Source organism: Grimontia celer (assembly GCF_900055185.1).
Taxonomy (GTDB): Bacteria; Pseudomonadota; Gammaproteobacteria; order Enterobacterales; family Vibrionaceae; genus Enterovibrio; species Enterovibrio celer.
In genome coordinates this window covers 1703890-1727874 of the sequence record NZ_FIZX01000001.1, presented here as the reverse complement: position 1 = coordinate 1727874, position 23985 = coordinate 1703890, and the positions used below count along the sequence as shown (strand labels likewise).

Annotated in this window: 15 protein-coding genes; 10 read left to right on the top strand and 5 right to left on the bottom strand. The window is 49.4% G+C overall.

Annotated features, from left to right (window positions below; all coding sequences use genetic code 11):
* Positions 1 to 26: 26 nt before the first annotated feature.
* From GCE9029_RS07605 to iolD, 4 genes are read right to left on the bottom strand one after another with little or no spacing between them, the layout of a single operon-like run.
* Positions 27 to 887: a 5-deoxy-glucuronate isomerase gene (locus GCE9029_RS07605; RefSeq protein ID WP_062662292.1), complete on the bottom strand. Its 861-nt coding sequence runs from the start codon at positions 885 to 887 to the stop codon at positions 27 to 29.
* Positions 888 to 919: 32 nt separating this feature from the next.
* Complete coding sequence (gene iolC / locus GCE9029_RS07600; RefSeq protein WP_062662290.1) at positions 920 to 1951, bottom strand: 5-dehydro-2-deoxygluconokinase; 1032 nt, start codon at positions 1949 to 1951, stop codon at positions 920 to 922.
* The gene (locus GCE9029_RS07595) at positions 1944 to 3119 is read right to left on the bottom strand and encodes a Gfo/Idh/MocA family protein (protein ID WP_062662289.1); all 1176 of its coding nucleotides are present in this window, start codon (positions 3117 to 3119) and stop codon (positions 1944 to 1946) included. The genes iolC and GCE9029_RS07595 overlap by 8 nt, the downstream gene beginning before the upstream one ends.
* Before the next feature lie 20 nt (positions 3120 to 3139).
* Entirely contained in the window at positions 3140 to 4993 is a 1854-nt protein-coding gene (iolD, locus tag GCE9029_RS07590) for a 3D-(3,5/4)-trihydroxycyclohexane-1,2-dione acylhydrolase (decyclizing) (protein ID WP_062662287.1), read from the bottom strand.
* A 307-nt stretch (positions 4994 to 5300) separates the two neighbouring features.
* Between iolD and GCE9029_RS07585 the strand changes: the two genes are divergently transcribed.
* From GCE9029_RS07585 to GCE9029_RS07560, 6 genes are all read left to right on the top strand, one after another.
* Entirely contained in the window at positions 5301 to 6200 is a 900-nt protein-coding gene (locus GCE9029_RS07585) for a TIM barrel protein (protein ID WP_062662284.1), read from the top strand.
* 74 nt (positions 6201 to 6274) lie between these two features.
* A complete protein-coding gene (locus tag GCE9029_RS07580; protein ID WP_002540168.1) occupies positions 6275 to 7408 on the top strand; it encodes an ABC transporter permease in 1134 nt (377 codons plus the stop codon).
* 35 nt (positions 7409 to 7443) lie between these two features.
* On the top strand, positions 7444 to 8256 hold the full coding sequence (locus tag GCE9029_RS07575) for an ATP-binding cassette domain-containing protein (RefSeq protein WP_002540167.1): 813 nt from the start codon (positions 7444 to 7446) through the stop codon (positions 8254 to 8256).
* A gap of 114 nt (positions 8257 to 8370) precedes the next feature.
* Complete coding sequence (locus GCE9029_RS07570; protein WP_231870052.1) at positions 8371 to 9339, top strand: sugar ABC transporter substrate-binding protein; 969 nt, start codon at positions 8371 to 8373, stop codon at positions 9337 to 9339.
* A gap of 214 nt (positions 9340 to 9553) precedes the next feature.
* Positions 9554 to 10606 (top strand): LacI family DNA-binding transcriptional regulator, encoded by a 1053-nt coding sequence (locus tag GCE9029_RS07565; RefSeq protein WP_062662278.1) that lies wholly within the window; start codon positions 9554 to 9556, stop codon positions 10604 to 10606.
* 51 nt (positions 10607 to 10657) lie between these two features.
* Entirely contained in the window at positions 10658 to 11167 is a 510-nt protein-coding gene (locus tag GCE9029_RS07560) for a M48 metallopeptidase family protein (RefSeq protein WP_062662276.1), read from the top strand.
* Between the two features lie 45 nt (positions 11168 to 11212).
* On the opposite strand, the gene GCE9029_RS07555 is transcribed toward GCE9029_RS07560, so the two are convergent.
* Positions 11213 to 13168, bottom strand: coding sequence for a methyl-accepting chemotaxis protein (locus tag GCE9029_RS07555; RefSeq protein ID WP_062662275.1), 1956 nt, complete (start codon positions 13166 to 13168; stop codon positions 11213 to 11215).
* A 509-nt stretch (positions 13169 to 13677) separates the two neighbouring features.
* Between GCE9029_RS07555 and GCE9029_RS07550 the strand changes: the two genes are divergently transcribed.
* From GCE9029_RS07550 to GCE9029_RS07535, 4 genes are all read left to right on the top strand, one after another.
* Positions 13678 to 15039, top strand: coding sequence for an MATE family efflux transporter (locus GCE9029_RS07550; protein ID WP_062662274.1), 1362 nt, complete (start codon positions 13678 to 13680; stop codon positions 15037 to 15039).
* 613 nt (positions 15040 to 15652) lie between these two features.
* Complete coding sequence (locus GCE9029_RS07545; protein WP_062663166.1) at positions 15653 to 17434, top strand: calcium-binding protein; 1782 nt, start codon at positions 15653 to 15655, stop codon at positions 17432 to 17434.
* Positions 17435 to 17889: 455 nt separating this feature from the next.
* Entirely contained in the window at positions 17890 to 20652 is a 2763-nt protein-coding gene (locus GCE9029_RS07540) for a DUF4114 domain-containing protein (protein WP_062662273.1), read from the top strand.
* Between the two features lie 432 nt (positions 20653 to 21084).
* On the top strand, positions 21085 to 23718 hold the full coding sequence (locus tag GCE9029_RS07535; protein ID WP_062662272.1) for a calcium-binding protein: 2634 nt from the start codon (positions 21085 to 21087) through the stop codon (positions 23716 to 23718).
* Positions 23719 to 23985: the final 267 nt, after the last annotated feature.

The following is a 23985-nucleotide window of genomic DNA, read 5'->3' as shown; positions in this document are numbered from 1 at the left end:
TTACTAGGGGGAATAAACCCTAAGCGTTACTTGAACTTGGCGACCATGTCTTTGATGCCGGGAATCGTGTGTACCTGATACTCATGGTGAGGATCGAAGTACTGCACGAGAGACTTACTCTTTTCACCGACAATGATGGTGAAGTAGTACATCTCATAGCCCGGTGCGGCGACGGAAGGGTGATAGCCTTTGTCTATGGCGATGACGCTTCCGGTTCTGACGTGGTAGACAGGTCCGTAGTCGTCTTCGTGCTCATATAGGAATTGTGCCCCAAACCCGTGACCCGGATTGAATCTGAACTGGTACACCTCTTCGTAACGCGTTTCTTGCGGCGGCCGTTCTTCATCATGTTTGTGGGGAGGAAATCCTGACCAACCTCCTGCGCCGACAGTAAACAGTTCGCTGACGAGCAATCTTCCGCGCTGGTCTGCGTTTTTCTGTCCGAGGATATGTTTGATTTTTCTGTGTGTTTTGGTGTCATCGCTGCCGTATTGCACTTTGTCTGTGTCTTCGGGCTGGATGGCGAATGGGGTGAGTTTCTCGCTGTTTTCTTCCGGCTCATAACGTCCTCCGGCAATCAATACATCGGCATTCTCTGAAACACAGGTAATGGTGGCTTGGCTACCTGCAGGCACATAGACAGCGGCGGGATCACCATCCCAAACTGACGCACGTTTGCCTATGTTGCTGAATATTTCACCGTCCACGGTGATATCGCAGGTGCCTCCAGCCAAGACCACAGCTGATTCGTATTCGTTAAGTTGGTAGCTGTACTGCTCGCCCGAAGCCAGTTTGACCGGGTTGAAATAGCAGAGGGGTGTGGTGTCGTCATTGATACCGATAACTGGCTCGTTACGGTTATCAAATGGCGCTATGTGTTTTCCCATGGTTAACTCCTTTTACCCAATTAGTGGCACTGTCACTTATCATCAGCGAAGTGATAGTCCCGGCTGCGCATGAACGCCTGAAGCGGCGCGAGAGAAGACATCGCATCTGCGCAGGTGTCGCCTGTGACATTAATGGCAGCATTGGCTGCCCCCATGGCCACGGCGTCTTGTAAACAATATTGATTTAGCAGACCAAAAAGCAGGCCGGCAGCAAAAGCGTCACCAGCACCGTAAGGTTTGCGCGCTTCCACTTTGAATATAGGTTGAGACAGGCTGGCGAGATTGTTATCGCTATCTAACCCAAAGACATCACACCCTTCAGCGCCGCCTTTTACGATGACCAGCTCTGCACTGCCACTTAACAGCTCTGATGCTGCACTGACATGGCTGCCTTCAACGTCATGCGGAATGCCCATTACCTCGAACTCTTCGCGATTACCAATCACCACGTCGCAGAAAGAAGCGGCAAGACGGTAGAAGTGAGGAGGATCCTCAGGAAAGGCCCACGAGTAAGGGCGGTAATCCAAGTCCAGTACGACTAAGGTGCCTGACAGTTGTGCCATTTGCATCGCGCAGAACGTGGCCTCACGAGAAGGACTTGAAGAGAGGGCGGTACCTGAAACAAACAGACATCGGGCGTTGCTGAGGTAGCTGCTGTCTATGTGTTCAACACAGAGCGCAAGGTCAGCCGCGTTATTACGGTAAATCACCACCTCTGGTTCCGGGCGCAGTTCTGCCACCGCAAGGCTGGTGCGGTATTCGCCGGTCAGCGTGGTGACACCGTCAAGGTTTACGCCTTTGTTTTCCATGTAATGACGGACATAACGCCCCTGAGCATCATCCGTCAGACAGGAAATAAAACCTGCTTTGGCGCCAAGTTCCGCAAGACCAATCGCTACATTCGCAGGCGATCCGCCGACGCATTTTTTGAAGCTGGATTCAGCGTTGAAGTCGGCACCGTCCGTATTGCCGTAGAAGTCGACCCCAGCGCGGCCCAGACAAACCACGTCTATCGGACGGTCCCTGTTGGCCTGCCAATCTGAAAGGTGAATGGAATCAGTCATAGTCCACCCAAACGGCACCGTTATCGGCCGATTTCACACAGGCATTCACCATCTTCACACCATCGATACCGCCGTCGATATCTGGGTACCAATGGCTTTCAAGGAAGGCTTTGTCATTGCGGTTGTAGGCATCAATCGCAAGTGCGTAGCGGTGATAAAGATTTGCCCAGGACTCGAAGAAACCTTCAGCATGACCACCGCCTTGACGATTGGCGGAAACGCCAGGGTCATCGTTGTGTAGGTAGCCCATACCACGTTCAAGAATACGAACAGGTTCCCCCTGAACTTCATAGCGAAGCTGGTTTGGATATTCATCCCACCATTCGAGGCTAGCTTTCTCGCCGACAATGCGGACTTTCTGCTGGTGCATCGAGCCGCTGTTGATGGCGCTCGCCCAAAGTGTGCCAACCGCTCCACCTTCAAATTGGAACACCACATGGGCGTTGTCTTCCAATGGCGTGCGGGATTCGATAAAGCTCTGGCGTGAACACATCAGGGACTTCACTTTTAGCCCCGTGATCATGCCGGCCATGTAAAACGGATGCGTACCGCAATCGCCAATAATGAAACTTGGTCCGGATACCTCCGGGTTCATGCGCCATTTTGCGCCTGGGCTGTTTTTCTCAATCTCGGTGTTGTGGAAACCGTGGGCGAAAGACATCTGAATAACACGCACGGCGCCGATGTCACCGCGACGCACCATTTCGCGCGCCTGATGGACCATCTGAAATCCGGTGTAGCCATACATCACTGCCAGCATCTTGTTTTGCTTTTCTGCCAAAGCTTTCAGTTCAAGTGCATCTTCAACATGAATGGTGGCGGGCTTTTCACAAATGACATGCAAACCTGCTTCCAGTGCCGCTTTGGCAATTTCATAGTGGGTAGAGTTCGGCGTGGCGATAGACACAGCCTGAATCCCATCTTCACGCTTGGCTTCTTCTGCAAACAGGGTTTTGTAGTCGGGATAGCAGCGCTCGGGAGCAAGACCCAGCTTGGTCCCGAAGTCTCGTCCACGTTCCGCATCCAAATCCAGTGCCGCTGCAACAAAGGTAAACAGACGGTCACGCTGGGCAGCAGCGCGGTGCGAGTAACCAATCTCACTTCCGCGGCCACCGCCAACCATTCCCCAACGGATCGGTGCATCAAGCTGGAATTCTTCGTTAAACATGCGTGTTCTCCTTGTTGTTATTACACGCCACGACGCTGATGAACGCGTCCTTGCTCCCAGTTATCCCGGGCTTCGATGATATTTGGATCGTCAGAGACTTCTGACAGACCGACTTCCCACCAGGCATCACAAGACGACCATTTGGTATCGTCGATGTCGACGACCAATACATAGGTGCGATCTGCCGCTTTGGCACGTTCGAAAGCGGCATCAAAGTCGCCCAAGCTGGTGACTTTCTCTGCATGTGCGCCCAAGCCTTTTGCATGACTTACAAAATCTACGCGCGGCAGGTCGTAATCACGTTCTGTGGTACAGTCTTCCAACTGGTTGTTGAAGGCGGTGTTACCTGTATTGGTTTGCAGCTTACGGATCACTGCGAAACCGCCGTTATCACACACCACCACAATCATCTTGTGTCCGGTCAGCACAGAGCTGTAGATGTCGGAATTCATCATCAGGTATGAACCATCACCGACCATCACAATAGATTCATGGTCTGGTCTGGCAATCTTGTTTCCCCAGCCGGCAGCGACTTCGTAGCCCATGCAGGAGAAACCGAATTCCACATCCAGCGAATACGGATAGGTCGCCTGCCAGTTCATGTTGATTTCGGCAGGTAAGCCGCCGGCGGCAGTAATAACGCGGTCGCCCTCATTGATGAGGCCGTTCACCTTACCAACGACCTGCGCGTATGAAGGCAAGGTTGTCTCGACAAATGCCGTGCGGCCGTTGACGATTTCCGTCCATGCGGCTTTTTCCGCTCTCCCTTTTTCAACCCAAGCTGCGTCGGTTGTCCAATTGCCGAGCTTTGCGTCAAGCGGCTCAATGGTGTCTTTTGCGTCAGCGATGATGGATTGCGCCATGTGCTTGTTAGCATCAAAACGGCCAGCGTTGATGCTGATAAGTTTCATACCGGGATCGCGGAACAGTGTCCAAGAACCTGTGGTGAAGTCTTGCAAACGGGTGCCAATAGCGAGCACTAAATCCGCGTCGTTACACATGTGGTTGGCACTGTCTGAGCCTGTTGCGCCAATCGGGCCGCAATTCAGTGGGTGATCGTCTGGCAACAAGGTACGGCCTGCGATGGTTTCCACTACCGGGATTTGGTGCTTCTCGGCAAAGCTAACCAAGGCATCACGCGCGCCGGAATAGAACACACCGCCGCCAGCAATGATCAGCGGCTTCTTGGCAGTTTTCAGCGCTTCAACTGCTGCGTCCAAATCCACTTCTTCCGGCTGTGGACGGCGGATACGGTGAACTTTGGGTTCGAAGAAGCTTTCAGGGAAATCCCATGCCTGACCTTGCACATCTTGCGGAAGGGCGATCATCGCGGGTCCACAATCGGCAGGGTCCAGCATAGTCGCGATCGCTTGTGGCAATGCAACAGTCAGTTGTGACGGCGCATTGATGCGATCCCAGAAGCGTGTGACAGATTTGAAGGCGTCATTCACCGTCAGTGAAGGATTAGCAAAGTGTTCCGTTTGCTGAAGCACCGGGTCAGGTAAGCGAGACTGAAATGTATCGCCACAGAGCAAAAGCAAAGGCAAACGGTTGGTGTGTGCGACGCCTGCCGCTGTCACCATGTTTGCGGCGCCAGGGCCTACCGATGAGGTAGCAATACCGATGCGGCGGCGTTTGTGAGCACGGGCATAGGCCACTGCTGCCAACGCCATAGATTGCTCATTCTGTCCACGCCAGGTAGGGAAAACAGACTGATTCTCATACAGCTGTTGGCCCAGACAGGTCACGTTACCATGGCCAAATATCGCAAAGGCGCAGCCAAACAATGACTCCACATTCCCATCAATCTCGATTTGCTGTGCGGCGAGGTAGCGCACCAACGCCTGAGCAGTAGTTAGCCTTACGGTTCCCATCCTTGCTATCTCCAAATAATTTTCCTTGTTTGATGAAATAGTAGCCATGTAATGAAAATGTTTTCAAATGGTGAAAGCTAAAAAATCAGATTTAGCGCTCATTTTTCATTCTAGATCGCCATCTACCCGCAAAAAGCCCACTTTTGAGACGCTGTTTGGTTTGACAAAGTGAAATCGTTACCATAGATGTTTAAAAAGTGTTAACGAAAAGTTTAATTATCGAAAGATTAAATCGTTTGGCGTTTGAAACGGGTGTAGCCGCAAAGCGTTAAACAGGGATGGAACATTGAATCAAGGAGACATTGCCTTGGAACTGAAAATAGCCAACGCACCATGCTCATGGGGAATTGAGTTTGCTGACAACCCAGCAAACCCAACATGGCAAACCGTATTGGATGAGATTGCTGGTGCTGGATACGGGGCAACCGAGCTGGGGCCATTAGGTTATCTGCCGACCGATAAAGCTGCGCTCAACGAGGCATTGTCAGTACGTTCATTGGGTTTGATTGCGGGAACTTTGTTCGTGCATTTGCACAAGCCAGAAGAACGCGATGAGATTTTGGAGAAAACCCGAGTTACTTGCCAAATCCTGAAGGAACAGGGCGCTGATTTTCTGGTGGTGATTGACCACGTTTCATCACCACGCACCGATCAAGCGGGCCAGGTAGAAACGGCAACACGTCTGAATGACGAGCAATGGGCGGAAATGATGGAAACGCTGCGCGGTGTCGGCACTGTGTGCGCGGAATATGGCATTACGCCAACGCTTCATGCCCATGCAGGCACTTACATTGAGTACCGCGACGAGCTGGATAAAGCCATGCGCGATTTGCCGCCAGAGCTGATGTCGCTGTGTGTAGATACCGGCCACTGCATTTACGCAGGCATGGATCCGAGTGAGGTGCTCCGTACCTACAAAGATCGCGTTAAATACCTGCATTTCAAAGATATTAACGCCGACGTTCATACGGTATCCGTCAAGGCTGGCACGGATTTCTATACTGCAATAGGGAACAACATTTTTTGTCCATTAGGGCAGGGTTGTGTCGATTTCGACGAGGTAAGACAAACACTTATAGAGATAGATTTTAACGGTTGGGTCACGGTTGAGCAGGACACTGACCCGGCAGCGAAAAGCGATGCAAAAACCGATGCTGAGAAGAGCAGGGCTTTCATAGAGAAAGCGGTGATCGCGAAAGTTGCTTAAACGCAAGAAAGCTGCCATCCGGCAGCAAGGAGTCGGGTGAAAGCCCGAATACAGCAAGGAATTTGGAGGCAAGTATGTCGGTAAAAGAAGCCGAATCAGGGACAGATTCAAAGCCGCTCGCACCGGGAGATGAGCGGGTTCGTAAAGTATCAACGCTCAATCGTATGTTATCCCGCCCGGAACTGGGTTCTGTATCCGGTGCCATTCTGGTATTCGCGTTCTTCGCACTCGTCGCCTGGGATTCAGGCATGTTCAACGCTGATGGTGTCGTCAACTGGACGGTGGTGTCAGCGCAGCTCGGTATTATCGCGGTTGGTGCATGTTTGCTGATGATCGCTGGCGAATTCGACCTTTCCATCGGCTCAATGATTGGCTTTGCCGGGATGATGATTGCTATCCCTGCCGTATATTGGGGTTGGCCGGTCTGGGCGGCAATTCTTTTTGCCTTTGTCGGGGCGATGGCGGTGGGCTTTATCAATGGCTACATCGTGGTTCGCACCGGGCTACCCTCTTTCATTGTTTCCCTCGCTTTCCTCTTCATTCTGCGTGGTCTGACAATCGCACTGTCTATTGCGTTGACCAACAAAACCATCATTTCTGGCGTAGGTAATCTGGCTGAGGGTGACTGGCTGGCTGCCATGTTTGGCGGCGAGATAGGAACAGGACTATTTAACTGGCTTGGTAGCGCGGGGTGGATTGAAACCTACTCCGACGGTACACCAGTGGTAACCGGCATTCCAATGGTCGTGGTGTGGTGGTTCTTGCTGACAGCTGTGTGTTCTTTCGTGCTGCTGCGCACCCGTTTCGGTAACTGGATTTTTGCTTCTGGTGGTGATGCCAACGCGGCGAAAAATGTGGGCGTACCGACTGACCGCGTGAAAATCCTGCTGTTCATGTTTACCGCATTCTGCGCAACGGTATTCGCCGCTTGTCAGGTATTGGAATTTGGTTCTGCAGCGGCTGACCGTGGTCTGTTGAAAGAATTCGAAGCCATTATCGCGGCAGTTATCGGTGGTGCATTGTTGACTGGCGGTTATGGTTCGGTCATTGGGGCTTTCTTCGGCGCATTGATTTTCGGTGTGGTGCAGATGGGTATCTTCTTTACAGGCGTGGATTCTGACTGGTTCCGCGTATTCCTCGGCGTGATGCTTCTTATCGCGGTGCTGTTTAACAACTTCATCCGCAAGAAAGTCACGAGCGCCCGCTAAACGCGGATCAGGAAACGGAATTCAGGAGAAAGACAATGGCAGAGAACGACAATTTTATCCTCGAACTGAAAAAAGTAAGTCGTTACTTCGGTTCGGTGATTGCTCTGAAAGATATCGATATGCAGGTGAAGATGGGTGAGGTGCACTGTCTGTTAGGTGACAACGGTGCAGGTAAATCTACCCTGATTAAAACGCTGGCAGGGGTGCACAAACCGTCAGAAGGTGAATTCCTGATGAACGGTAAGCCTACCACCTTCGAATCACCACGTGATGCGCTTGATGCGGGTATTGCAACCGTTTATCAAGACCTTGCGCTGGTTCCTTTAATGAGTGTTACCCGTAACTTCTTCATGGGGCGCGAGCTCACCAAGAAAATCGGTCCCTTTGAAGTTTTCGATACAAAAAATGCCAACGAAATTGCCAAGGCAGGTATGAAGGATATGGGGATCGACGTGCGTGACCCTGAACACCCGATTGGCACCATGTCGGGCGGTGAACGTCAGTGTTTGGCAATTGCGCGTGCAATTCACTTTGGTGCGAAAGTGCTGATCCTCGATGAGCCAACCGCAGCACTGGGTGTAAAGCAGTCTGCCAACGTGCTCAAAGTGGTGGCAAGGGCGCGCGGCAAAGGCCTTGCCGTGATCCTTATTACGCACAACGTTCACCATGCTTATCCCATCGCTGACCGTTTCACGCTGCTGAACCGAGGTAAGAGCCTGGGTACTTGGTTGAAGAAAGATGTTACCCGTGAAGAAATACTCGAGATGATGGCTGGTGGACAAGAGCTGGAATCACTCGAAGCAGAATTGGCTGAATTCCAGCGGGCAGATGCTGCCACTGCGAATTAGGCTTTTAGTAAACGTGACAGGGCAGTTCGCTGCCCAACCCTTAGCTGTAACCGGGTGGGCAGCTGTTCAGCTCGCCCCATGGATACAATAAATAATATAACTTGGAGACACCGGATGAATACCCTACTTAAATCTGTAGCAAAGAGAGCGTCCGTCCTTGTGTTAGCAATGGCAGCCAGTTTGGCCGCAATGCTGCCAGGTACTGCACTCGCCGATGGTGAGCGCTTTGTCCTGATCAGCCACGCACCGGACTCAGATTCTTGGTGGAACACTATCAAGAATGCGATTGGTACAGCGGGCGAACAGCTCAATGTAGAAGTGGAATACCGTAATCCTACTACCGGCGACTTGGCTGATATGGCTCGAATCATCGAGCAGGCCGTTGCGTCCAATCCTGACGGTATTATCACCACCATCGCTGACTATGAAGTGCTGAAAGGTCCACTGGAAAAAGCGAAGAAGAAAGGTATTCCTGTTGTCACCATCAACTCGGGTACTCACCAGCAAAGTGAAGACGTGGGGGCAATCCTTCACGTTGGACAACCTGAATATGACGCAGGTTATGGTGCTGGTAAACGTGCTAAAAAAGACGGCGTGAAAAGCTTTGTTTGTGTTAACCACTACATCACCAACCCAGCTTCTGTAGAGCGTTGTCAGGGTTTTGCTGATGCACTGGGTGTTGAGCTTGGCAGCCAGATGATCGATGTGGGCCAGGATCCAACAGGCATCGAGAAGAAAGTGTCTGCTTACCTGCGTGCAAATCCAGATACAGGAGCCGTGCTGACACTGGGTCCAACATCTGCTCACCCAACCATTCGTGCGTTAGACAAGAGCCGCCAGCTGGGCAAAATCTACTTCGGTACCTTTGACTTGAGCGGCGAAATTGCTCAGGGCATCAAAGACGGTCACATCCAATGGGGTATCGACCAGCAACCATTCCTGCAAGGTTATGTGCCTGTTATGGTGCTGACTCTGTACAACCGTTACGGTATCTCTCCATCTAACAACATCAACTCTGGTCCAGGTTTCGTGACTAAAGAGAACGTTGAGTTGGTAGAAAAACTGGCTGGCGAATATCGCTAACCATGAAAAGCGCCCGGCAACCCTCCGCTGGGCGCTCTCTTTTCAGACTTCCTTCACTTGAAATTGTCTGAACCTGACCAGCACTTTTAGTCATTTCTAATGAAAAGGCGTCGGCCTAGCTTGTGTAGCTGAAAACATTTTCATTATTATGGTGTTGCGCCAAAGGGGCTCTGTACCTAAGGGCGAAGGAACGACATTGTAAGCAGGAAAGCGTATGACGAAAGAAACCAACGTTGCCGTTGCAGCAACACAGATTCAGAAAAAACGTAAAGTCACTGTCGTAGAAGTGGCTGAAGCGGCAGGTGTTTCTGTCTCTGCGGTCTCCCGCGCGTTCAATCCTGATGCGAGTATTTCCAGACCGCTGCGCGAAAAAGTCTTCAAAGCGGCAGCGTCGTTAAACTACAAACCCAACCGTTTAGCGAGGGGGATTAAATCCCGCTCCAGTCTTGTCGGCATTTTGATGACCGACTTCAATAACCCGTTTTATCTGCCCATTCTTTCTCGCTTTACAACCGAAATTCAAAAGCGTAACTGTCACAGCTTGCTGATACATGTCGATGGTGACATGGATATTCAGGAAGCGGTCGAGTTGGTGATGGAGTACAACGTAGACGGTCTTATCATTACATCTGCATCACTACCGCAAGAGCTTGTTGACGCGTGCCACTCCCAGAATACTCCAGCGGTGATCTTTGGTCGTGATTCCAGCGAAAACAGTGTCACGGTTGTAAGTTGTGACAATGTGCTGGCAGGCAATATGGCGGCAGACATGCTGCTTGATTCGGGCTATACCAAGCCCGCGTTTGTGGCTGGTCCTATTGGCACCTCTGCCACTATCGATCGCCAACGCGGTTTTATCAGCCGGCTGATGGAACGCGGCTGTAATCAGTGGCAAGTCGTAGAAGGCGGCGAGTTCAGCTACGATGCTGGCTATGATGCCACCTTGCGTATTTTCCAACACACAGAAAAGCCAGACGCGCTGTTTTATGCTGATGACATCATGGCCTGTGGTGGTATGGATGCATTACGTTATGAGCTTGGCTTGACCGTGCCTGAAGATATTGGCGTTGTTGGCGTGGACGATATTCGCCTTGCGAAAAGCCGCTCCTACAACCTTTCCACGATTCGTCAGCCGAACGAGCAGATGATTCAAAGCACCATTGATGCCTTGTTCGAGCACATTGCTGATCCGCATTTGCCGCCACAATCCATTACCTTGCCGTGTGAAGCGGTGGTGCGTGGTTCAACGCAAAAGACGCGCACTTGATATCGGTGTAAACTCTGCGCAGTTCCTAAAAGTCTACAGATCTTAGAAAGCATGAACCCTGCACTTCGTTATTTGGGTGGTTACCCTGAAAACCTTATTGAACAAGTTTCCCGCCTGATTGAAACCGACAAACTCGGCGCATGGCTGGAGCAGCGCTACCCACACAAACACAACATCAAGTCTGAAAAAGCGCTTTATGATTACGTTCAGGGAATAAAGAGCCAATACCTCAAGAAGTCGTCGCCGATCAGTAAAGTGGCGTATGACGGCAAAATCCATGTCGTGAACAATGCACTTGGACTCCACAGCTTTGTGTCTCGGGCGCATGGTGGCAAATTGAAAGCCAAGAATGAAATCCGCATAGCGTCGATGTTCAAGGACGCGCCAGAACCTTTCCTTCGTATGCTGGTGGTTCATGAACTGGCTCACCTGAAAGAGAAAGATCACAACAAAGCCTTCTATCAGCTTTGTTGTCATATGGAACCGGATTACCACCAGTTGGAGTTTGATGCCCGCCTTTATCTCATCCACCTGGAAACCAGTGCCGACAATAAAGCATAAAAAAACGCGCCATGTAGGCGCGTTTTGTTTACTGTCTTTTCTCGTTTATCCAATAGAGAACTTACCGACAATCTGATTCACACCGCTGGTGATAGACGTCAGACCATTTGCCTCTTTCGATAGTTTGTCTGCACCGGCCGCTGTGCTCTTACCCAGCTCATTCAACTGCTCAACGGCTTGGTTAATGTTGGTAACCACGGTGTTCTGTTCTTCCGCAGCAACCGCAATTTGATGGTTCATATCGCGGATGTTGGAGACAGATTCAGTGATTGAAATCAGTGCATCACGGGTCTTGTTGGCTTTCGAGGAGGTTTCTTCAGCCTCAGATGCACTCTTACGCATGGATTCTACCGAGCGTTTAGACTCGCTCTGCAGACGGGTGATGAGCGTCTGAATCTCTTCAGTACTCTGTTGGGTGCGGCTTGCGAGGCTTCGGACCTCATCAGCGACCACCGCAAAGCCCCGGCCTTGTTCACCGGCACGGGCTGCCTCAATGGCGGCGTTCAGTGCCAGAAGGTTGGTTTGTTCAGCAATGTCGCGGATGGTATCCAGAATGCTGCCAACGTTTTTGGTTTCGTTTTCCAGGTTTTCTATAACCTGACTCACTTCACCAATGTTACCCACCAGGTTTTCGATACTTTGGCGAGTGTCGTCCAATACGTTCTGTCCTTCCTGAGAGTAACGGTCTGCTTCGTTTGCGATATCAGAGGCTCTCTGTGCGTTTTGTGCAATGTCGTCAACGGTGGAAGTCAGCTCATGCATTGCTGTCGCGGTTTGACCAAGTTGGTCTGCCTGCAGCTCTGAGTTTCTCGCGGTTTCTTCTGTGACGTTAACCAGAGTACCTGATGCATTGTTGAGGGTATTCACTGAACTTGAAAGCTGGCCGACAATGTCTTTCAGATTGCTATTCATGTCACCCATGGCGGCGAATATGCCTGTGGGTTGACCTTTGCTGTCAAATGATTGTGTCAGGTCGCCAGTAGCAATATTGCGGGCAAGCTCTTCGATTTGTCTTGGCTCACCACCGATCGGCGTGCGGATAGCGCGTGTCACCAAAATACTCAGCAAAATACCCACCAGTACCGCAACACCTGACACCGTAATCACGGTTTGAACAGCAGATTCACTATCAGACTGGGCTTCTGGCCCCAAGGTGTCCTGAGCGGCCCGGATAGAAGACTTAAAGTCGTTAAAGTTGGTTGTTACCTGTGGACCAATGACATCAAGGGTGCCAGCGATACGCTCGTTTCTGGCTTTGATGATTTCTGCCGTTTTTTGCAGCGCAGAAATGTATCCGAGATGTGCTTCAGAAAACTCGTTCACCATTTGTCGCTCTGCGGACGAAACCAACAACCGTTCAAGGTTATTGAGGGGAGCGACGACATTGTTCAGCTCAAGTAATGAACGGTTGAGGTCTTCATCAGCGTTACTGATTAGGAACTTGGAGGCGTAAAGTCTTCCCAGTAGCAGCTTCTCTTGAGCCTGGGCTGCATAGAACAAGGAGTCGACTTCGCCGTCCGAGGATGAGTCCTCGATAATACTGGTCATCACTTTACGCATCTTCAGCCCGTTAGGGTCTAGCTCTTGGCTGACAACATTGTTTCTGTCAGCAAAATCCTTGACGACCAGGGAGAACGTTTCACCGTAGGTTTTCATCAGGTTTTTAGATTCACTGAGCTCGTTGATTCGATTTTGGTCGGTTTCATTGACGAGGATTTTATCGATGACTTCATCAATGTGGGCGAGTTCTTTCTCGACTTTATCGATCTGGGCAGGGTCTTGTGTTTTCAGGAATTTGAGCGCGGCAAGACGGGCGCTGAGCAGTGCAGATTGAGCTTCGCTGGCTTCATTGGAGCTTCTGGCTAACCCACGATAATCGGTGAAGTTTTTAAAGCCTTCAGAAAGGCCACCATAACCTACGAAAGATACAACAAGCAGCAGTGCTAACACAGCTGCAAAAGATACGGTAAGTTGCTGTGCAAGCTTAAGTTTGCCTAACATCTTAGCCTCCCGCTAAATGGCATTAATACAAGTCGCACTGAGCGACGCATGCGTTCCGACGTGCGTATCACTCCCGTCGCTGTAAGGGCAAAAGTCCTTAGCGCACAGATACGAATTTCTCTCCCTGAAAGGCACGCGCTGACAAATCATTTCGCTTCCTAATCAATCAAAGCACTGAGTGTTTTGTCAGTTACTTAACAGATAGTCCAAATATGAAAACTGTTCCAAAGTATTTGACAGTTTATGGCACGAAATTAAGACATTAAGTATCAAGCTACCGAGGCTTATGTCGACCGGGGTTTGGTGAAGACTGATGGTGGGAGAACGTCATCTTTAAGGGATGAGCGAATGAGCTTGATCGAGAAAAATAACCCCAAATTACATGTGATTACATCGCACTTCTTAGCAAAGCTTGCTGTATAGTAAGTAAAAAACTTTATTAATATAAAAAACAAAATCCGGGCGATTGAATGCCCGGGCACCGTCAGTCAGTCGGCAAAGGAGATGCGATGTCAGAAGATAACTTTACTTACTTCCTTAAAAGGGCTTTGATTCTTGGCCTTCCTTTGGCACTTCAAAGTCTGTTGTTCAGCAGTGGCGGTTTTATCGACAACCTGATGGTCAGCCAATTAGGGACAGAAGAAGTGGCAGCCTCCGGTATTGGGGCCCGCGTATTTTGGTTTACGGGGATTTTTATCTGGGGGACAGGAACTGGGATGGGTGTATTGCTTGCCCAATATTGGGGAGCCAATGACCCACAAGGTTTAAGACGTAACTTTGCGCTCGGTGCATTGGTGGCTTCCTTGGCGTCTTTCCTTATCTTCCTATTCTGCTGGACAGTGCCGGAAGTGGTTCCAGCCATGTTTAATGTGGAAGGCAAAACGGCAGCGCTGGCAACAGAATATCTGCAAATCATCAGTATTGCGCTTTTAGTTGCTGGGCCTTCGATTGCCATGGATGCGGCTTTGCGGGCTTTAGGTAAAACCAAAACCACTTTCTACATGTCCTTTATTGAAATTGGGTTAAACATCCTACTGAGTTTCATCCTGATTTTTGGTCACTTTGGCTTGCCAGCAATGGGTCTTGCAGGGGCAGGTTGGGGGACCGTGATTGCCCGTCTTTTCCGTGTTGTCTTGTCGCTATTTGTCATTGGTGTTTTCGACAAAGTGCTGATTCTGGGCCCAGCAGACTTTCGCTTCAGAAAATCGACTTTCCAAAAATACATCAATGTCACTGCACCAGTGATTGCTGGCAGCCTGATTTGGAGTGGCGGCATTTTCACTTATCAGTTGATTATGGGGCGCATGGGAGAAAGCGAATTGGCAGCAATGGCAATCATTTCCCCACTAGAAGCTATTACGCTTTGTGTCGCGTCTGGTTTGTCAGGGGCAACGGCCATCATTGTTGGGAATGCGCTAGGTGCAAATAAGCTGGAAACCAGCGAGAAATACGCTCGTTATGCACTCAAAACCGCTGTATTGACAGGGCTGACAGCGTCGATGTTAATTCTTCTGGCGCAAAGCTACATTTTGTCGCTATATACCCAAGTTAATGATGATGTGCTGGCACTGGTCTCACTTTGCTTCCCCATCTTGGCGATCAGCGCTTTTGTCAGGAACGTGAATATTACCTTGATTGTCGGTGTACTTCGCGCAGGTGGTGATGCCAAGTTCTGTATGAATATGGATGTTGTTTGCCAGTGGGTGTGGGCAGTACCAATGACAGCGCTGGCAGCAATGTGGATGGAACTACCACTTCAGTACGTTTTCCTGATGATGACATCTGAAGAAATCGTGAAGTTGTATCCCACCATCAGGCGTGTGTTTGGGAATAAGTGGGTAAACAACCTGACTATTGAAGAAACCGCATAAAAACAGCGGACTATCTATTAAAAAAGTACGATCTGAACGGTCGTATTTTTTGATTGTTTAAATATTATTGTATTCATTCTAATTATTGATAATTTGTTTTATGTTTACGTCGTGATTAGCGAATATTACATAAAACCTTACCGGCATTTATTCTAATTCACTAATATTTAGTATTTTCTCACTCCAAAATACTCATCATAAATCATTACAATCTAATTTATTTCTCATGCTTAGGTTTGATATTTTTATTAACCTTTAAACCCTTGTTTGCCCACCAATTTGAATGCGTATAAAACATTTACACCGTGGCTAACTTGTTATTTAGATGTCTCTAAAATGAGTCGTAACACTTGCCTGTTTGATAAAACAGCATGGCCATGTTGATAGCGGTAACGATAACTGCTTCCTACGGTGTGTGAATGGAACAACTGCATTTTGTATTTGCAACGCACAAGGATGTTGCCCTCAAATTCGTATTGTTGAGCGGCACATCTCTTCGGTTGGAGAAAGGCCTTTCCTGACCATGCTCTTATGCCAAATAGCAGTAACCAAGCTCCACTAAAAAAACAAATAAAACAAATTAAGGCAATAGGTTATGAATAAATTACTTAGCATGCTGACATGGGTAGTAGGACTATCTATTGCGGTATCTATTAGCAGTGCAGTAAACGCAAGCGAGTCTTCGGAGGACACGCCAAAAGGTTGTATTGTCAGTTTGGAAACAGGTGCTGAATATTGTCTCCCGGTGGGACAGCGTTCAGGTTACTCATTGCCAAGCTGGATCAAATCCCACGAGGTTCGTGTTCAGGCGGAAGAAGGTGCAGCAGTGATGCTGTCTGATTGGGATAATCTCTCGTACAACCGTCTGGCGGTATTCTCAGGTACAGTCACTAACAGCGAACTGACCAATGTTCGTGCGTACAATGGCCAGAACCTCGACTTCTCAGCACCACGCTCTATGCGCGTTGTGGCCAGCAATGACAAACTGGGCTGTATTGTTAGCCTCCAAACTGGTGAGCGCTACTGTCTGCCTGTGGGTAAGCGTTCAGGCTACTCACTCCCGAGCTGGATTAAATCTCACGAGGTTTATGTTCAGGCGTCTGAAGGGGCGGCTGTCATGCTGTCAGACTGGGATAACCTTTCCTATAACCGCTTAGCGGTATTCCCAGGTACCGTTGAAAACCAGAAACTGACCAATGTCCGCGCTTACAACGGTCAGAACTTAGATTTCTCAGCACCACGCTCGATGCGTGTTGTGGCTAGCAACGAGAAACTGGGCTGTATCGTGAGCCTTGAAACCGGTGAGAGATATTGCCTGCCAGTGGGCCAGCGTTCAGGCTACTCACTGCCAAGCTGGATTCGTGCACATGAAGTGCGTGTTGAGCCATCAGAAGGTACTGCAGTCATGCTGTCAGATTGGGACAACCTTTCTTACAACCGTCTTGGTGTTTTCAACTGTGTGACGCCAAACAACCAGCTCGAAAATGTGCGTGCGCGCAATGGCCAGAATCTGGACTTCTCAGCACCACGTTCAATGCGTGTTTTGGCGGGCACTACTGCATCTGACCAAGTAATTAATGGTACCTCGGGTGATGATGTTCTTCATGGCTGTTCAGGCAATGACACCATTACTGGTTTCAAAGGCAACGACACCATTTACGGTGGCGCAGGTAACGACACCATCAAAGGTAGTGCTGGCGACGATGTACTTTACGGCGGTTCGGGTAACGACACCCTTTACGGTGCAGGTGGCAATGACTCTCTGTATGGTGAGGCCGGCAACGATGTGCTGCATGCAGGATATGACGATGACATCGTGATGGACGGTGGAACTGGCATGGACATCTACATCGGTAGTGAAGGTAACGACACCATGTACTTTGATCAGGAAGATTTTTCTGATGTAAGCTTCCTTACCGACAACGGCAACATCTACAAAGGCGACCGTGGCTTTGACCAGGTGATTGTTACTGGTGATGCAAACGTCGACCTCACTGGTTTTTCTTATGGTGTTACCTCTGGTCCCAAACCTATTGCTCAGGTTGAAGCGGTGATTGGCGCTGAAGGAAACCAAACGGTGACCGTCAATGCGTTTGCAATCCATGCTCAGTCTGATGGCTTTCAGTCTGCTTCTCTGACTGATCCAGGCGATTGGGATGGCTTTGTTGCCCATCTTGGTGCGGGTAACGACGCACTGAATGTCGATGCCGGTATCTGGAGTTACGATGCGAATGCATCTGCGTCTGTTGCCATTTCCAATGAGATGATTGAGTTCATGGGTTTGAGCTTCGCGCAGGTGACTGAGCTCCGTGCTTATGTTTTCACCTATGCGGACGAGAAAATCACTATCTGGACGGATGCTGAGATCGTTAAATCTAACGGTAACAACATCTAATTCAGAGCCTTAGTAATGTGAGCCCGGTACTTGGTCGTGCCGGGCTTTTTCGATTTCTGAGGACTGTTTCTTTCGTTGCATATGTGATTTGGCGAATTTTTGGCTAATTCTTGGGTCAATCGCTCTTTTTTTGTTTAAAACGCGTCATAAAACTTCCAATGATGTAGCTATTGAATCCCGCTCTAGTTCCTTGATTAGGTGAAAACTCATACTTAACTCATCACTGTTTAAATAAGGGCTAATCGAGCTTACTGAGATTAGCGTGATCTTGCTCCAAAACCATTGTTCTTGAGTGTCTTGTCATTAAAACTCTTGTCACACCAAGCGCTGAATGAATGTTAGCAATCTCATATATAAGCAAAGACTTGTAAGCGAGAAATTGCGTTAGGAAGACGAGTGGTAGATTCCCACAGCTTCATCGGCGTTTTTCAAACAAATAAGATGAGGACAAAGGTATGGCAGAGATCAACGGAACGACTAACGCAGATTTTTTGTATGGCGATGAGAATAATCAAAATCTGTTGATGAATGGTGACTTCGAAGATTGGGGTAACGATTCATCTGATCAGTGGGGTCTGTTCCAGGATCACCAAGTTGCAGGCTGGTATACGCCGGGCAGCATGAAAATCGAACTTCAACAAGGTGACTTTGGCGGAACGCCAGCTAACTCATCTTCTAACACTGTGCTTGAACTGGATTCAACAGGTAATACCTGGGTTCAGCAAGACGTAGACGTAAGCAGCCTGACAGCGTCTGGTGATGCTTCTTTGTCTCTCTCTTTTGATTACGCAAACCGCTATAAAGGCGACAACCACGCGACCAGCCAGTTTGAAGTTAAAGTGATGGACGACGACGGTAACGTTCTTTACAGCAAATACTTTGACAACACCCAGTCAAACGAAAGCTACCTCAACTTTGAAGTCGACTTCTCAGTGCCAGCAGGTACTTCAGGTGTGACTTTGCGTTTCGAGGGTAAAGGTCAGTCTGATAGCTACGGCGCGCTGATTGATAAAGTATCTCTGACTAATAATGCCAATGGCAGCCTGAACGATAAGATCAACGGTTTCGAAGGCAATGACTACATTGATGGCGGTCAGGGAAATGACACCCTTTACGGCGGCGAAGGTAACGACACCATCAAAGGCGGTGAAGGCGACGATACCATTTATGGTAACAAAGGCTTTGGCGCAGGCGAGCGTGAGCTGATGGTCAATGGTGGCTTCGAGCTTACTTATGGCGACAATGTTTCCAACCAGTGGGGTTTGTTCCACGATCACCAAGTAACAGGTTGGTACACGCCGGGCACTAACAAAATCGAACTGCAACAGGGCACGTTTGGTGGCACACCACAGAATGATGTGACCAACACCGTTCTGGAGCTAGACAGCCATCGCAACACTTGGGTTCAACAAGATGTGAACGTGTCAGGCCTGGCAGCAGACGGCGACGCAGTTCTGGATCTGTCGTTTGACTACGCAAACCGTTACCGCGGCAGCGACACTTCAACTAGCCAGTTCGAAGTGAAAGTGTTCGACAGTGCAGGCAATGTGCTCTACTCCAAGTACTTCGCTAACACTCAGGCAAACGACCACTATGAGTCATTCTCTGATGATGTGGTTCTGCCACAAGGCGTTGACTACATCACTGTTCGCTTTGAAGCCGAAGGCCGTTCAGACAGCTACGGTGCGTTGATTGATAACGTTTCCCTGAAGCAAAAAGTGAACGTAGAAGACGACAACGACACCATCTACGGTGGTGCGGGTAACGACACTATCTACGGCGAGCACGGTGACGACGAAATCCACGGTGGCGAAGGTGACGACACCATCTACGGTGGTTCTGAGGCGAGCAAAACTTTCGACCTCGAGAACGTCGACGGCGCAACGGTTTACAACCTGCAAGGCGAAGACACTGTCACTATCTCTGTCAGCGACTTTACTCACAGCGCAGCGTACAACAACAGCATTGGTTACTACGTGGTTGACGCGAACGGTAACATCCTACGCGCAGAAGTTATCGCAGATAACGTGAAAAACGTGTCTGAACTGAGTGTTGATATTGATGTGTCAGGCGGCGTCTCTTTCGGCATGTTCCTGATTCCAAATGGCGACCGCAAAGGCTTCGACGTTGGTTCTGTTGAACTGAATCTTTCAGGTTCTAGCTCGACCATCACGCAAGGTTCTTCTAGCTCAGTCGTTTACGTATCTAATGCGGCAGAAAACGGCGATGGCAAAGACCACGAGAAAGTAGACGGTGATACATCTAAGTGGGAAGACCTTTGGAACCTGGGTGACAAAGACTTCAACGACACCACATTCACCATCACTGTTGAGCAGCAGAAGCTTTACTCTGACAACGACACCATCTATGGCGGTGACGGTAACGATTTCATCCGTTCTGGCGATGGTAACGATGTTGTTCACGGTGATGCGGGTAACGATGACATTAATGGTGGTGAAGGTAACGACGTTATTTACGGCGGTGAAGGTAACGACACCCTGTTAGGTGGTAACGGCGACGACATCATCTACGGTGGTAAAGGCGACGACATCCTGCGTGGCGGTAACGGTAGCGATGAGCTTTACGGTGGCGAAGGTAATGATTACCTGCAAGCTGGCTACGATGACGACTACGTGTTGGACGGTGGCGCAGGCCTTGATATCTACATTGGTAGTGAAGGCAATGACACCATGTACTTCGATCAGGAAGACTTCTCAGATGTCGATTTCCTGACCGAGAACGGCAACATTTACAACGGTAACCGTGGTTTCGACCAACTAATCGTAACGGGTGACGCGAACGTTGACTTAACTGGGAAGTCTTACGGCATCACGTCCGGTCCTAAGCCGATTACTCAGGTAGAGGCGGTAGTGGCTGATGAGGGCGACCAGACTGTTACTGCGAATGCATTTGCTATCCGCGCACAGTCTGACCCGTTCCAGTCAGAGTCTCTGACTGACCCGGGCGATTGGGATGGTTTTGTGGCATACCTGGGCGCAGGTGATGACACCTTTAACCTGGAAGCGGCAGGCTGGACGTATGATTCAGACGCTGCACCAACAGCAGAACTGTCTGCAGACATGATTGCTTACATGGGTCTGACGAATACCCAGGTTGGCGAGCTGGATGCATACGTGTTTGAGAACAGCTCAGGTTCAACGATCACTATCTGGACCGATGCTGAACACTTCACGCAAGACGGTAACGATATTTTTTAAGAGACGCTCATCTCTATTTGTTCAGCCCGGCAATTGCCGGGCTTTTTTTATTCCGAAAGCCCGTCACGACTGAATTCAGGCAGGTAACCAAAGAAAGGACGATGTTGCTCTTCCAATATCCAAAACCGGCTGTGTTAATTATCTGGACACGCTGCCGAGAGGCTGTATGAAACTAGTCCTTTTATAATCTGACTAATGGCACTTCATTCATTGTGCCTTTCAACCGTATTAATTCCGCTCGCTGACTATATTCTGAATCTGCAATAGATCCGTTGTTTGAGCCTGTCTTATCAATAAAACTGTTGTCACAGCAGGCGCTGACAGATGTTAGTTATCTCGAATATGAGCACTCTCTAATTGTTAAAGATTACTCAACTGATTTCATAGCTTCATGTGTAGGCGTAACCCCAATGGATGACGAGGACAGCGGTAATGGCAGACATTAACGGAACTTCAGGCGCAGATACACTGTACGGCGATATCGGCAGCGGCAGCAGCGATCAGAAAACCGGTGCAGTATTTGTGATGGGCGCCGATTTCAACATGGATAGCGGCAATTTCCACACTTGGTCTTTCCCTCCTAAGTTGAGCTTTACCGGTTCCACGTCAACCGTAACTTACAATGATGATGATGGTCAGCTGAACGGCGATGACCGTTGTAATGAGTTCTCTGACGACAAATCCCAGACTGTTTCAATTGATGGTCAGGAATACTCTGCAAACGTTGATTACAGCCTCAAGTACTGTGACAGCGACGGCAATGTTTACACCTTCGCGATTGTTGATGTGGATTCAGACGGTAACGGTCACCACTACTGCAACATTGGCGAAAACGGGAAAATCCTGATCCAAATCGATGGCCCAGAAATCACTAGCAGCACTGACCTGACCTTGGTACCTAACTCTTACCAGAACGTCAGCAGCCTGAACTACGATGACATCACTGAGCCACAAACTATCGACCCAGCTGATCTTGATGACACCATCACAGCGGGCAATGGCGACGACACCGTTTATGGTCTGAAAGGTAACGACCACATCTCTGGCGAAAACGGCAACGATAAGCTGTTTGGCGGTGACGGTGACGACATCATCTACGGCAACACAGCAACGCCAAACTTCAGCGAAGAACCAACGGTGACTGTGTTCCAGATGGGCAAAGACTTCAGCATGGACAGCGGTAACTTCCACACTTGGTCTTTCCCACCAAAGCTGGCGTTTGATGGCACCACCACGAAAGTCACTTTCCAAGACGATGACGGTGTGCTTAACGGTGACAACTACTGCAACGAGTTCTCAGACGACAAATCGCAGACCGTGACTATCGACGGTAAGACGTATCCAGTGAACCTGGATTACTCGCTGAAATACTGTGATTCAGACGGCAACGTATACACCTTTGCGATCATTGATGTGGATCTGGATGGCAATGGCCACCACTACCACAACCTGAACGAGAACGGTAACCTGCTGCTTCAAATCGACGGCCCGGAAATCACCGACGCGACGGATTTGTCTCTGGTTCCTCATTCATACCAGAACGTGAACTCTTTGGACTACGATGACATCGCTACTGCGAAAACCATCAAGTCTAACGACAACGATTACATCGATGGCGGTGCTGGTAACGACACCATCTACGGTCAGTGGGGCGATGACGAGATCCACGGCGGTTCAGGTGATGACATCATCTATGGTGGTCAAATCGCGACTGAAACCATCGAAACTGACCCGACAGCGAAAGTGTTCGTGATGGGTGATGACTTCTCAATGCCTTCTGGCGGTGAATTCCACACTTGGTGTTTCCCATCAAAACTGGCGTTTGATGGCGGCATGACAGAAGTGACTTTCCAGGATGACGACGGCGTGCTCCACGGTGACAACTACTGTAATGAGTACTCTGACGATAAAACCCAGACTGTGACCATCGGTAACAACACCTACGCGGTGAACCTGGATTACACCCTGAAGTACACCGACGGTACTAACGTTTACAAGTTCGCGATCATCGACGTGGACCTGGATGGCAACAAGCACCACTACTGGAACCTTGAAGAAAACGGCAAGATCCTGTTGCAAATCGAAGGTCCGGAAATCACATCAGCGACTGACCTGACTTTGGTTCCTCACTCTTATGAGAACCTGAGAGAGATCGATTACACCGATTTCGCTGAAACCACGAAAGAAGTGACAGTAAGCGACAAAGACACCATTCACGGTGGTGAAGGTGATGACTTCATTCGTTCTGGTGACGACGACGACCTGGTTTACGGTGATGAGGGTAATGACAACATCAACGGTGGCGAAGGTAATGACGTTATTTACGGCGGCGAAGGTAACGATACTATTCTGGGTGGTAACGGAGACGACATCCTTTACGGTGGTGAAGGTGATGACATTCTTCGCGGCGGTAACGGTAGCGATGAGCTATACGGTGGCGCGGGTGATGACTACCTGCAAGCAGGTTATGATGACGACTACGTGCTGGATGGCGGTACGGGTAAAGACCTTTACGTAGGTAGTGAAGGTAACGACACCATGTACTTCGATCAGGAAGACTTCTCTGACCTGAACTTCCTGCAAGAGAACGGCAACATCTACATCGGTGACCGTGGCTTTGACCAACTGATTGTGAATGGTGATGCAAACGTCGATATGACAGGTGAGTCATACGGCCTGAGCGCTGGCTTTAAGCCAATCGCGCAGGTAGAAGCTGTGATTGGTGACGAGGGCGACCAGACTGTGACTGCGAATGCGTTCGCTATCAAAGCACAATCTGACCCATTCCAGTCAGCTTCTTTGACTGACCCAGGCGATTGGGATGGCTTTGTGGCTTACCTAGGGGCGGGTGACGATACCTTCAACCTGGATGGCAATGGCTGGAAGCTGGATGCAGATGCCGCTCCAACCGCAGAACTGTCAGCTGACATGATTGCGTTCATGGGCCTGAACAATACACAGGTTGCCGAGTTGGATGCTTACGTATTCGAGACCAACTCAGGCTCAACCATCACAGTATGGACTGATGCTGAGACTGTCACTCTGAATGGTGACGAATTGTTCTAACTCCTCAGTAGAAATGCGTCTAAAAAGCCCGGCATGTTGCCGGGCTTTTTCTTTTCCCTAACCATGCTTAAATCAGCCGAAATTTCTGCATCCGTTCCATACCGCATCTCATTCCATATAAACCAAATGACTGAGATTCGCCTGAACATGTGTCTCATGAATTGTCTCAAATCGTCTTAGAGTTAAAGATTTTGCTAATTCACGTGTTTCTAAATCGGCTTTGATTGACGATGTTTCCAAAGACTGGAAATCAGCTTATACCGCATC